At 71.1% G+C, this 12,694-nt stretch carries 7 protein-coding genes; 3 read left to right on the top strand and 4 right to left on the bottom strand.

Annotated features, from left to right (window positions below; translation table 11 throughout):
* The first annotated feature begins 25 nt into the window (after window positions 1-25).
* Window positions 26-886 (top strand): NAD(P)-dependent oxidoreductase, encoded by an 861-nt coding sequence (locus ACFWYW_RS18900; RefSeq protein WP_379612090.1) that lies wholly within the window; start codon window positions 26-28, stop codon window positions 884-886.
* On the opposite strand, the gene ACFWYW_RS18895 is transcribed toward ACFWYW_RS18900, so the two are convergent.
* Genes ACFWYW_RS18895 through ACFWYW_RS18885 form a run of 3 tightly spaced genes read right to left on the bottom strand, consistent with a single transcriptional unit; the run spans window position 883 to window position 6,110 of the window.
* Window positions 883-2,223, bottom strand: a complete 1,341-nt coding sequence (locus ACFWYW_RS18895; protein ID WP_379612089.1) for a phosphotransferase — start codon at window positions 2,221-2,223, stop codon at window positions 883-885. The genes ACFWYW_RS18900 and ACFWYW_RS18895 overlap by 4 nt on opposite strands.
* A 3-nt stretch (window positions 2,224-2,226) precedes the next feature.
* Window positions 2,227-3,939, bottom strand: a complete 1,713-nt coding sequence (gene treS, locus ACFWYW_RS18890; protein ID WP_379612088.1) for a maltose alpha-D-glucosyltransferase — start codon at window positions 3,937-3,939, stop codon at window positions 2,227-2,229.
* 23 nt (window positions 3,940-3,962) lie between these two features.
* Window positions 3,963-6,110, bottom strand: a complete 2,148-nt coding sequence (locus tag ACFWYW_RS18885; protein WP_379612086.1) for an alpha-1,4-glucan--maltose-1-phosphate maltosyltransferase — start codon at window positions 6,108-6,110, stop codon at window positions 3,963-3,965.
* Window positions 6,111-6,358: 248 nt separating this feature from the next.
* Here ACFWYW_RS18885 and glgP point away from each other — a divergent pair, with 248 nt between their 5' ends.
* Window positions 6,359-8,929, top strand: coding sequence for an alpha-glucan family phosphorylase (gene glgP / locus ACFWYW_RS18880; protein WP_379612085.1), 2,571 nt, complete (start codon window positions 6,359-6,361; stop codon window positions 8,927-8,929).
* Between the two features lie 22 nt (window positions 8,930-8,951).
* Window positions 8,952-9,827, top strand: a complete 876-nt coding sequence (locus ACFWYW_RS18875) for a MurR/RpiR family transcriptional regulator (protein WP_312896764.1) — start codon at window positions 8,952-8,954, stop codon at window positions 9,825-9,827.
* On the opposite strand, the gene ACFWYW_RS18870 is transcribed toward ACFWYW_RS18875, so the two are convergent.
* Complete coding sequence (locus tag ACFWYW_RS18870) at window positions 9,824-12,694, bottom strand: AAA family ATPase (RefSeq protein WP_379612083.1); 2,871 nt, start codon at window positions 12,692-12,694, stop codon at window positions 9,824-9,826. The genes ACFWYW_RS18875 and ACFWYW_RS18870 overlap by 4 nt on opposite strands.

Raw genomic sequence — 12,694 nt, 5'->3', positions numbered from 1 at the left:
AACCCCACGCCAGCACGCTGGAGCCATGACTGAGATTTCGATCGTCGGCCTGGGCCTCATGGGCACCGCACTCGCCGAGACCCTGCTCAAGGCCGGGCATGAGGTAACCGTATGGAACCGCACCGACAGTAAGACGGAACCCCTGGTCGCGATGGGTGCCAAGCGCGCCGGGAACCTCGCGGAGGCGGTGCGGCCCGGGGCGCTGGTGATCGTGTGCGTCCTCGACTACGACACCGTCCACGGGCTGCTCGGGGAGACGGATCTGCGGGGTGTGACGCTGGTCAACCTGACCAGTGGGCGGCCCGAGGAGGCCCGCCGTACCTCGGATTGGGCCGGAGCGCGCGGCGCCGACTACCTCGACGGCGGCGTGATGGCGGTTCCCCAGATGATCGGCGCGCCCGGCGCGCTGATCCTTTACAGCGGCTCCAGGGAGGTGTTCGACCGCTTCGCCGAGCCGCTGGGGCAGCTCGCCGAGGCGCGGTTCGTGGACGCGGACCCGGGGCTCGCGCCGCTGCTGGACATGGCCATGCTGACCGGCATGTACGGGCAGATCGCGGGCATCACGCAGGCGTTCGCGCTGGTGCGCTCGGCCGGGCTGCCGGTGGGCGACTTCGCCTCGACGCTGCTGGTGCCGTGGTTGCGCGCGATGGGCGAACTGGCGCACCGCTGGGCGGAGGAGGTCGACGCCGGGCAATGGGGTACGGACGTGGCCAACCTGGGCGTGAACCAGGTCGGCCTCGACAGCATCGCGCTGGCCATGCGTGAGCAGGGCATCGAAGGCAACCTGCTGGCCCCGTTGAAGCACCTGGTGGACAAGCGGGTCGCCGACGGGCACCCGGACGACGGCCTGCAGAGCCTCGTCGAGGAACTGCACCCCGGCCGTTAGCCGAAGGCGGCCAGCGGGATGGAGATCCAGGAGGGGCGGTTACGCGCCTCGTAGACCACCTCGTAGACGGCCTTGCCCAGCTCGAAGGCGCGCAGCAGCGGCACCTGGGCCGTGTCCAGGTTGCCGCCGCCGCTCCGGTAGCCGGTCAGGAACGCCGCCCGGTTGTGCGCGGACCAGTCGGCCGCCCGGGGCTCCAGGCGGTCCGCCTCGGGGTGGCCGGCCAGCAGGTGGCGGGCGGCGTAGTCGAAGGAGCGCAGCATCCCTGCCACGTCCCGCAGCGGCGAGGACAGGGCCGTGCGCTCGCCCAGCGGCTGGCCGGGCTCGCCCTCGAAGTCCAGGATGATCCACTCGGTGGTCGTGCGCATGACCTGGCCGAGGTGGTAGTCGCCGTGCACACGCTGGATGGGCACCTCGACGGCCACCTCGTCCAGGTCCTGGAAGGCGGCCTCGATCGGCCCGGCGTGCTCACGCAGCACCGGCACCTCGGCGATGGCCCGGCCCAGGCGGCGGCGGAAGTCCTCGGCCATGCGCTTGATCTCGTGCGGCTCCACGGTCGAGGTCGGGAACGCGGCGGCCAGTTCCCCGTGGATGCGCGCGGTGGCGGCGCCCAGCCGTTCCGCCTCGGCGGCGAAGTCGCCGCCCGCCTCCGCGGCCAGCACACGCTCACCGGACTCGGCCACGGGCTCGGGCATGGCGTACAGGTCGCGGACGCTGGCGAGGGCCAGGTCCCAGCCGTCGTTGGCGGTGGAGAGAAACTCCTGCATGATCGCGAACGTGGTCGCGGTCCCGTCGAGCTCCCCTTCGATCCACCCGTACGGCTGCGCGATGTGCGGCGCGTTCCTGGCCGCCAGGGCCCGGACGATCTCCAGCTCCGGGTTCACGCCGGGGATGAGCCGCCGGAAGAGCTTGCAGATGTACGCGTCGCCGTACACCAGAGAGGTGTTGGACTGTTCGGCGCCCAGCACGAGGCTGCGCGGTGAGGTGTCGACGGCGACGCCGGGGATGTGGCGCAGGCGCAGGCCGCCGGTGGAGGCGTCGCGGGCCATGCCGTCCAGCAGCCAGCCGGTGCGGTCGGCGTCGTGGGCCGCGTCGTAGTGGTACTGCTCGCCGATGACGCCGATCAGGGCGTGCGACAGCCTTTCCGGTAGTTCGTCACGGATGCCGAGCAGGAGCTGGTAGCGCTCGCGGGAGCCGTCCTGCCAGACCGCGAAGATCACGTGCTGGAGTCCGGGCTCCAGCTCGACGTCCGAGTCGACCGACACCGAGTCGATCGGGCGCCCCTTGCCGCCGAACCAGCGCTGCTGTGGAAGCCATGCGGCAAGGAGCTGCTCCAGCACGTCTTACTCCTCCTGGGCTCTGGCCGGTGGGAGAGTGAACCAGTAGAACCCATGCCCAGGAAGCGTCAAAAGATACGGAAGTTCGCCAATCGGTGGGAAAGGTACCCCGCCCATGGTCTCGACCGGTGAGACGCCGGTGAATCTGCGCAGGTCGAGCTCGACCGGCTGGGGGAAGCGCGAGAGGTTGTTGACGCACAACATGCGGTCGTCGCCCAGTTCGCGCACGAAGGCCAGCACGCTCGGGTTGGAGGAGTTCAGCTCGATGAACTCGCCCAGGCCGAAGACCGGGTGCCGCTTGCGGATCTCGATCATGCGCTTGGTCCAGTGCAGCAGCGAGCCGCCGTTCTTCTGCTGGGCCTCGACGTTGATGGCCTGGTAGCCGTAGATCGGGTCCATGATGACCGGCAGGTAGAGCCGCCCCGGGTCGCAGTCGGAGAATCCCGCGTTGCGGTCGGGGTCCCACTGCATCGGGGTGCGCACGCCGTCGCGGTCGCCGAGCCAGATGTTGTCCCCCATGCCGATCTCGTCGCCGTAGTACAACACGGGCGAGCCGGGCAGTGACAGCAGCAACGCCGTGAACAGCTCGATCTGGTTGCGGTCGTTCTCCAGCAGCGGTGCCAGGCGCCGCCGGATGCCGACGTTGGCGCGCATGCGCGGGTCCTTGGCGTACTCGGAGTACATGTAGTCGCGTTCCTCGTCCGTGACCATCTCGAGCGTCAGCTCGTCGTGGTTGCGGAGGAAGATGCCCCACTGGCAGTTCTCCGGGATCTTCGGCGTCTGGGCCAGGATCTCGGAGATCGGGTAGCGCGACTCCCGTCGTACCGCCATGAAGATGCGCGGCATCAGCGGGAAGTGGAAGGCCATGTGGCACTCGTCGCCGCCGCCCACCGGGTCGCCGAAGTACTCCACGACGTCCGACGGCCACTGGTTGGCCTCGGCCAGCAGGACGCGGTCGGGGTAGAGGCGGTCGACCTCGGCCCGCACCCGCTTGAGGTAGGCGTGGGTCTTCGGCAGGTTCTCGCAGTTGGTGCCGTCCTCCTCGAACAGGTAGGGGATGGCGTCCATGCGGAACCCGTCGATGCCGAGGTCGAGCCAGAACCTCAGGACCTCCAGCATCGCCTCCTGCACGGCCGGGTTCTCATAGTTGAGGTCCGGCTGGTGGTGGAAGAAGCGGTGCCAGTAGTACTGGCCGCGCACGGGGTCGTAGGTCCAGTTGGACGTCTCGGTGTCGATGAAGATGATCCGGGCGTCCTGGTACTTCTCATCGTTGTCGTTCCAGACGTAGAAGTCGCCGAACGGGCCCTCGGGGTCGTGCCGGGAGGCCTGGAACCAGGGGTGGGCGTCGCTGGTGTGGTTCATCACCAGGTCGGCGACGACCCGCATGCCGCGCTTGTGCGCCTCGTCGACCAGCTTCACGAAGTCCCCGAGGTCCCCGAACTCCGGGAGGATCTTCATGAAGTCGGCGATGTCGTAGCCGCCGTCGCGCAGCGGCGACTCGTACAAGGGCAACAGCCACAGACAGTCGACACCCAGCCACTGAAGGTAGTCAAGGCGCTGGATGAGGCCCTTGATGTCGCCGGTACCGTCTCCGTTGGAGTCGGCGAAACCCCGGATGAGCACCTCGTAGAAGACCGCGCGTTTGTACCAGTGGGGGTCGCGGGGCTTTTCCTCGTCGAAGGTGTTGGGGATGGCAGCGGAGTTCACGGTGTCTGACAAGTTGGACTCCCCGAAAGGCTTCGTTACCTGTGAGCCGCTCGCACGGTGAAGATGTGCGCCGGGTGGATATGGGGGTCGAGGCGCACGTAGTTCTGCTGCCGCCACCGGTACGACTCACCTGTGAGCTCGTCGTCCACGACGAACTCGGCGTTCCAGTCGAGTCCGAGGGCGGGCAGGTCGAGTTCGACCGTCGCCTCATGGGTGTTGTGCGGATCCAGGTTGATGACCGCCAGAACGACGTCGCCCAAACTCTGCCATCGTGTGGCCATGTCGCGAAGGCTCGTGTCGTAGGCGCCGGGGAGCCGCTTGGAGAAGCAGACCATGTCCGGGTGGTCAACCCTGTGGAACTGTAGGTTACGCAATTCCTGAAGTGCTGGGTGAGCTCTTCGGAACAAATTCAGATGGGTGATGAAGGGGGCGAGACTGCGGCCTTCTCGCTCTGCTGCCACCCAATCGCGTGGTCTGTACTGATATTTCTCGCTATCTAGGTATTCCTCGCTGCCTGGCCGTACTGGGATGTTCTCAGCGAGTTCGTACCCCGAGTAGACACCCCACGTGGGCGAGCACAGCGCGGCGAGGACGGCGCGGATCTTGAACGCGGGCACGCCCCCGTGCTGCAGGTACTCGTGCAGGATGTCCGGAGTGTTCACGAACAGGTTCGGCCGCAGATAGTGCGAGGTCTCGCCGGACAGCTCCGACAGGTAGCTCTCCACGTCCTGCTTGGAGTTCTTCCAGGTGAAGTACGTGTACGACTGGTGGTACCCGATCTTCGCCAGTGTCTGGAGCATGGGCGGCCTGGTGAACGCCTCGGCCAGGAAGACCACGTCGGGATCGGTCGTGTGGATGTCGGCCAGCAGCCGCTCCCAGAACGCCACCGGCTTGGTGTGCGGGTTGTCCACCCGGAAGATCCGCACCCCGTGGTCCATCCAGTGCCGCAGCACCCGCTTGACCTCGGTGTAGATGCCCTCGGGGTCCCTGTCGAAGTTGAGCGGGTAGATGTCCTGGTACTTCTTGGGCGGGTTCTCCGCGTACGCGATCGTGCCGTCCGCCCGGATCGTGAACCACTCCGGGTGCTCCTTGACCCACGGGTGGTCGGGGGCGCACTGCAGCGCGAAGTCGAGCGCCACCTCCATCCCCAGCTCGCGGGTGCGTCCGACGAACTCGTCGAAGTCCTCGATGGTGCCGAGGTCGGGGTGGATCGCGTCGTGGCCGCCGTCCTCGGAGCCGATGGCCCAGGGGGAGCCCGGGTCGTCGGGCTCGGGGGTGAGCGTGTTGTTGCGGCCCTTGCGGTAGGCGTGGCCGATCGGGTGGATCGGGGGCAGGTAGACGACGTCGAAGCCCATGCGGGCGACGGCGGGCAGGCGCTTGGCAGCGGTCTGGAAATTTCCGGACTTGCTGATGCCGGCGGCGTCCACGATCGCGCCCTCGGAGCGGGGGAAGAACTCGTACCACGAGCCGTACAGGGCCCGGCGCCGCTCCACCCTGATCCGTTGCTGCTTGGACCGCGTCACCAGGTCGCGCAGCGGGTGGGCGGCCAGGAGCGCGGCCGTGTCCGGCAACTGGGCGATCGACAGCCGCGCCCGGGGGTCGAGGTCCTCGTCGCGCAGGGTCGCCGAGACCGACAGCAACGCCACCCGGTGCCCGCACGGGCTCTCGCCGGGCGCGTCCGCCGGCGTGTCGTCGGCCGTGGCAGGGCTGGTGGGGGCGGTGGTGGTGGCGGTGGTAGCTGTGGTAGCGGTGGTGCGGGCGGGGCGTAGTGGGTGGGGACAGTCGGCCGGCCGTACGGCGCGGGCGGCGCGCTCGAACAGGCGCGCGCCCTCCTCGCACATCAGGTCGCTGTCCATCCCGCGCGGGATCTTGATCCCCGCGTCGTGCAGCCACGTGGCGATCGGGTCGCTCCACGCCTCCACGCGGAACTGCCAGTCGCCCTCGTCGGCCAAGGTGACGGGCACCGCCCAGCGATCGGTCCCCTTGCCCTGTTCGAGCATGGGTCTCAGCCGCCCGCGCCGGCCGTCGGGCGAGGTGAGCACGACCCCGGCCGCCACGGCGTCGTGTCCCTCACGGAACACGGTGGCGGAGATCTCGAAGGTTTCACCAGCTACCGACTTCGCGGGCCACTGCCCGCATCCGACGACAGGCTGGATGTCCGTGATGGGAATTCGTCCGATCATCGCTTCCGTTCTCATGGCTCGGTCCGCGTAGAGCAGATACGTGGCAGGAACGATCCTTGCATCTCGATGCGGGAGGCGGCGGAAGCCACCCAAGTGTGTCCCTGGGACGGCCATATGGGGGAGTTGCCCCAATAGTCCCGCTTCATGCTTCTGGTCGGAAGGGGGTTTGAAGGGGTATGCGCATGGTGAGGGACTCAGAGGTCCCGATCACCTCGTGCAAGCCCCTTCGACGCCCTAGGGTTCCCAACGTGAGAGCTATCCGCAGGTTCACCGTCCGCACCGTCCTGCCCGCGGAGCTGGCCGCACTCGGCGAGCTCGTCCACAATCTCCGCTGGTCATGGCACCCGGAGACGACGGACCTGTTCGCAGAGGTCGACCCAGAGCTGTGGCGTCAGGTCGGGCACGATCCCGTCGCCCTGCTGGGCGCCGTCGACCCCGCCAGACTGCGCGAGCTGGCCGCCGACCGCCGTTTCCTGCGTCGTCTCGCCGACGCCGCCGACGACCTGCGCGAGTACATGACCGCGCCTCGGTGGTACCAGACGCTCTCCGACGCGCCGAGCGCCGTCGCCTACTTTTCTCCCGAGTACGGCATAGCCGCCGCCCTGCCCCAGTACTCCGGCGGCCTCGGCATCCTGGCCGGCGACCACCTGAAGGCCGCCAGCGACCTGGGCGTGCCCATCCTGGCCGTCGGCCTGCTCTACCGCCACGGCTACTTCACCCAGTCGCTGTCCCCCGAGGGCTGGCAGCTGGAGCACTACCCCTCACTCGACCCGGGCGGCCTGCCGCTGACCCTGCTCAAGGACGTACACGTCCGCGTCGGCCTGCCCGGCGGCCGCACCCTGCACGCCCAGGTCTGGGCCGCCCAGGTGGGCCGGGTTCCGCTGCTGCTGCTCGACTCCGACGTGGCCGAGAACGACGCCGCCGCCCGCGACGTCACCGACCGCCTCTACGGCGGCGGCACCGACCACCGCCTCATGCAGGAACTCCTGCTCGGCATCGGCGGCGTACGCGCCATCCGCGCCTACTGCGAGAGCACCGGCCACCCCGAGCCCGAGGTCTTCCACACCAACGAGGGCCACGCCGGATTCCTCGGCCTGGAGCGCATCCGCGAGCTGACCGAGGCCCGGCTGAGCTTCGACGAGGCCCTGGAGGCGGTACGCGCCGGCACCGTCTTCACCACCCACACCCCGGTCCCCGCGGGCATCGACCGCTTCCCCGTCGAGATGATCGAGCGGCAGTTCGGCGGCGACAACGCCTGGCCCACGGTCCCGGTCGACCGCATCCTGGCGCTCGGCGAGGAGGCCGAACCCGACCGCTTCAACATGGCGATCATGGGCATGCGGCTGGCCCAGCGGGTCAACGGCGTCTCCGAGCTGCACGGCGAGGTCAGCAGGGAGATGTTCCACACCCTGTGGCCGGGCTTCGACCTCGACGAGATCCCGATCGGCTCGATCACCAACGGCGTGCACGCGCCGACCTGGGTGGGCCGCGAGCTCATGGAACTGGCCGGCCGCGAGCTGCCCGCCCTGATCGAGCGGGCACAGGGCTGGGAGGGCGTACAGAAGATCCCGGACTCCGAGATCTGGTCGATCCGCGGCATCCTGCGCCGCCGCCTGGTCGAGGGCGCCCGCGAACGGCTGCGCGCCTCCTGGCGGGCCCGCGGCTCCTCCGACGCCGAGCTCGGCTGGATCGACGAGGCGCTCGACCCCGACGTGCTGACCATCGGCTTCGCCCGCCGCGTGCCGTCCTACAAGCGGCTGACGCTCATGCTCTCCGACATCGAGCGGCTGAAGACCCTGCTGCTCGACCCGGACAAGCCCGTGCAGATCCTCATCGCGGGCAAGGCCCACCCGGCCGACGAGGGCGGCAAGAAGCTCATCCAGCAGATCGTGACCTTCGCCGATTCCGAGGACGTACGCCACCGCATCGTCTTCCTGCCCGACTACGACATGGCACTCGGCCAGCTGCTCGTCCAGGGCTGCGACGTCTGGCTGAACAACCCGCTGCGCCCGCTGGAGGCCAGCGGCACCTCGGGCATGAAGTCGGCGCTGAACGGCGGGCTCAACCTGTCGATCCGCGACGGCTGGTGGGACGAGTGGTACGACGGCACCAACGGCTGGGCCATCCCCACCGCCGACGGCGTCACCGACCCCGACCGCCGCGACGAACTGGAGGCCGCCGGCCTCTACGACCTCATCGAGCACCAGGTCGCCGACCGCTTCTACGACCGCTCGCCCGAGGGCCTGCCCAGGCGCTGGCTGGAGATGGTCAAGCACACGCTCGCCTCGCTGGGCCCGAAGGTGCTGGCCGGCCGCATGCTGCGCGACTACGTGGTCGGCCTCTACGCGCCCGCCGCCGCCTCGGCCCGCGCCCTGTCCGCCGACGGGTACGCCCCCGCCAAGTCGTTCGCCGCCTGGCGGCTGCGGGTGACACGGGCCTGGCCGGGGGTACGGGTCGAGCACGTGGAGGCGTCGGGCGTCGGCGACACGCCCGAGGTGGGCGCCGCCCTGGAACTGCGCGCCACGATCGCGCTGGGCGACCTCGACCCCTCCGATGTCATGGTGGAGGCGGCCTACGGCAGGGTCGGCCCGCACGACGAGCTGATCCACCCCGGCTACCTGGAGCTCACGCTCGACGGGCACCCCGGCGACGACGGCCGCGCCCACTACACGGGCACGATCCCGCTCGACAACACCGGCGCCTTCGGCTACACCGTCCGCGTGGTGCCCTCGCATCCGCTGGCGGTGGCGCGGGCCGAGCTCGGGCTCATCGCCGTACCCGAGGAACCCGCGGGTATGACGAACGGCACACTGCGCTGACATTGGCCCCATAATCGTTTTTGTGGACGACAGTCGCGACGGCATGCGTGCCGACACCCTGGTGGCCACGGTCCGAGGTGTGCTGCCGTCCCTGACGCCCGCCGCCCAGACCGTGGCCCGGCTGATCCTGGAGGATCCCGCGACCGTGGCGCGCAGCACGATCACCGAGCTGTCGGCCGCTTCCGGCACCAGCGAGGCCACGATCGTGCGGACCGCCCGGCTGCTCGGGTTCGCCGGTTACCCGCAGCTGCGCCTGGCTCTGGCCGCCGCCGCGGCCCAGCCGGACCGGCTGGTGCCCGGCGACCTGGCCCCCGACGATCCGCTGTCGGAGGTCATCCACAAGGTCGCCAGGGCCGAGTCCGAGGCGATCAACGACACCGTGGCGCAGCTGACCTCCGAGCGGCTGGGCCTGGTCGTCGACGCGATCGTCGGCGCCCGCCGGGTGGACGCCTACGGGGTCGGCGCCTCCGGCCTGGTGGCCATGGACATGGCGCAGAAGCTGCTGCGCATCGGCATGTCCAGCCACGCCTTCCAGGACGCCCACCTCGCGCTGACCAGTGCCGTGCTGCTCAAGCCCGGCGACGTGGCGATCGGCATCAGCACCTCGGGGGAGACGCCCGACGTGCTGGAGCCGCTGGGACGGGCGGGCGAGGCCGGGGCCACCACGGTCGCGATCACCAACAACCCGCGCTCGTCCATCGCCGAGCTGGCCGAGCACGTGCTGATCTCCGCCGGGCGGGAGACCGAGTTCCGCCCCGCCGCCATGGCCAGCCGCATCAGCCAGCTCGTCATGGTCGACTGCGTGTTCGTGGGCGTGGCCCAGCGCACGTTCGACTCCTCGCAGGAGGCGTTGCAGAGCACCCGGCAGGCGGTCGCGGAGTTCGTCAAGAAGCGTTAGCCGGCGCCGGTGAGGTCGAGGCGGGCCAGCTCGCGGCGGTTGCCGACGCCCAGCTTCGGATAGGCCTTGTACAGGTGGTGCTCCACCGTGCGCTTGCTCAGGAACAGCAGGGCGGCGATCTCCCGGCTGCTGTGGCCCTCGGCGGCCAGCCGTACCACCTGGAGCTCTTGGGCGGTCAGCCGGTCGCGCGGGTTGGCCGCGGTCGCCTCGGCCACCGGGACGCTGTCGCCGGTCGCCCGGAGTTCGGCGCGGGCCCGCTCGGCCCAGGGGGTGGCGCGGAGCCGCTCGAAGATCTCCAGTGCGGAGCGGAGGGGCGTGCGGGCGTCGCTGCGCCGCCTGGCCCGCCGCAGCCACTCGCCGTAGAGCAACTCGGTCCGCGCCCGCTCGAACGGCCGCCCCGGCCCTTCCCGATGCAGCTGTACGGCCCGCAAGAACAACTCCTCAACCCCAGACCCGGCACCCACCTCCCCAGGGGCCCCGGCACCCTCCCGGTCCCCAGACCCGACACCCTTCCCGGGTCCGGCTCCCGCGCCGTCTCTCGCCCCGCCTCCGGACCCCGCTCCGGGTCCGGAGTCGGTCGTCCCCGATCCGGTCATCCCTGATCCGGCCACCCCTGAGGTGGCGATCTCGGAGGTGGTCACCCCGGAGGTGGGCGGGGTTGCTGGGGAGGTGGGGAGGGTGGGGTCGGTGGTCAGGGCTTGGCTTCTGGCGGCCACTGCCAGGGCCCAGGGCTGGCCGGTGGCCTCGGCCCAGGCGGTGAAGCGGCGCAACGGGGCCTGGGCGCGGTCGGGGCGGCCGAGCCGTACCGCGGCCTCGACCTGGTCGGCGGCGGCGGTGATGAGGTCGAGGCCGTTCGCGCCCGGCCCGCGCCAGGCGGTCTCCACGCGGGACAGGGCCGACTCGTAGTCGCCCAGGCCCAGGTCGAGGAGGCTGAGGGTGATGGCGGTGCCGGCGTGTTCCTCGTCGGGCGCCTGGGCGGTGAGCTCACGGCAGGTGCCGGCGTCGCCCTCGATGGCGGCGATGCGCGCGGGCACGGCCTTCAGCCAGGGCAGGTCCTGGGGCAGCCCGGTGTCCCTGACGATCTCCGCCGCCTCGGCCACGGCCATCTCGGCCTCGCGGTGCAGCCCGGCGCGTACCTGCGTCTGGGCGAGCACCCGCAGCGCCTCGGGAAGCGCGCCCACGAGGCCGCGCTCACGGCAGCGGGCGACCTCGGCGGCGGCCAGCGCCAGCGTGGCGGCGTCGTCGCCGACGATCACGCCGGTGTACATGGCCTCGGCGGTCCTGCCCGCCTCCGGCTCGGCGAGGAACCCGGCCAGCTGCGGCAGCCCGCCGGCGTAGTCCTCGTCCATGAGCCGCGCCAGCCCGTACACCATGGGGTCGGGCCGGCCGATCTCGTGCAGGCTCGCGGCGGCGGTGCGCACCGCGGCGGACTCGCACGAGAACCACGCGTACGTCGCGCCCGCGCGCAGCATCTCGGCCGCGCGGTCCGTCTCGGCCTGCCCGGCCCGCTCCATCAGCAGGTGTACGGCCCGCCCCCGCTCACCCAGCTCGAACAACGCGGCCGCGCGCACCTGGGCCAGCTCGGCCAGCCCAGACCCGTGCGCGGTCCTGGCCAGCTCCTCTGCCTGCTCGGACAGCTCGGCCGCCTGGGCGGGATGCCCGGCGCTGAGCGCGGCGCCGGCGGCGTGGCCCAGGTGCGCGACCTGGGCTGCGTCGCCGGGGGACAGGCGGGCGGCCTGGCGGTAGAGGCGTACGGCGGCGGAGTACGCGCCGCGCCCGAGCGCCCGTCCGGCGGCGTCGGCCACCTCGGCGGCGACGTCCTCGTCGGGCGCGGTGGTGGCGGCCGACAGGTGGTGGACGCGGCAGTCGGCGGTGACGCTCGCCTGGGCCAGCGCGCGGTGGACCTCGACCCGGCGGGCCATCGGCGCGCCCTGGTAGGCGGCGGTGGCGATCAGCGGGTGCCGGAAGGCGAGCGTGTCGTCGATCACCTGCACCAGCCCGGCCCGCTCGGCCGCCTCCAGGTCATCGAGGCCGACGCCCAGGACCTTTCCGGCGTTCACCAGCATCGGCAGGTCGCCGCGTCCCTCGGCGGCGGCGATGAGCATCATGCGCCGCGTACGCTCCGGCAGGTTCACGATCTGGGCGCGGAAGGAGCCGAGCACCCGGTCGGCCACGTGCAGGTGGACCGATGCGGCCGGCCTGTCGCGCTGGGCGGCGGCGAACTCGATCAGCGCCAGCGGGTTGCCCGCCGACTCGTCGATCACGTGCCGGCGCATCGCGGCGGCCAGGCCGTGCTCGGTGAGCAGCCCGGCCGCGCTGGCCGCGTCGAGCCGGGAGGGCCGCACCTCGGCCAGTCCCGCGGCGGCGAAGCCGTCCTCCCGTGTGGCGAACACCAGGGCCACGCCCTCGGCGGCCAGGCGCCTGGCCGCGAACAGCAGCGCCTCCGCACTGGCCTGGTCGAGCCACTGGGCGTCGTCCACCAGGCACAGCAGCGGCTCGTCCTCGGCCAGGTCGGCCAGCAGGCTCAGGGTCGCCAGCCCGGTCAGGAACCGGTCGGAGGACGGCGCGCCGCCGCCGTTGAGCACGGCCTTCAGCACGTCCGCCTGCGGGTCCGGCAGCCGGTCGAGGCGTTCGCGTACCGGCCACACCAGGCGGGCCAGCCCGGCCAGCGCCAGGTCGGCCTCCTGCTCGATCCCGGTCACGCGCAGCACGCGGACCCCGGCCGCCTGCCGTTCCGCCCAGGCGAGGAGCGCGGTCTTGCCGATGCCGGGCTCGCCGCGGATCACCAGCGCGCCGCTGCGTCCGTCGCGTGCCCGCGCGATGAGATCCGCGAGCCCGGCCTGCTCGGTGGTCCTGCCGTAGAGCAC

This window comes from Nonomuraea sp. NPDC059023 (assembly GCF_042740095.1).
Lineage (GTDB): Bacteria > Actinomycetota > Actinomycetes > Streptosporangiales > Streptosporangiaceae > Nonomuraea.
This window is presented reverse-complemented; position numbering and strand designations above follow the sequence as displayed.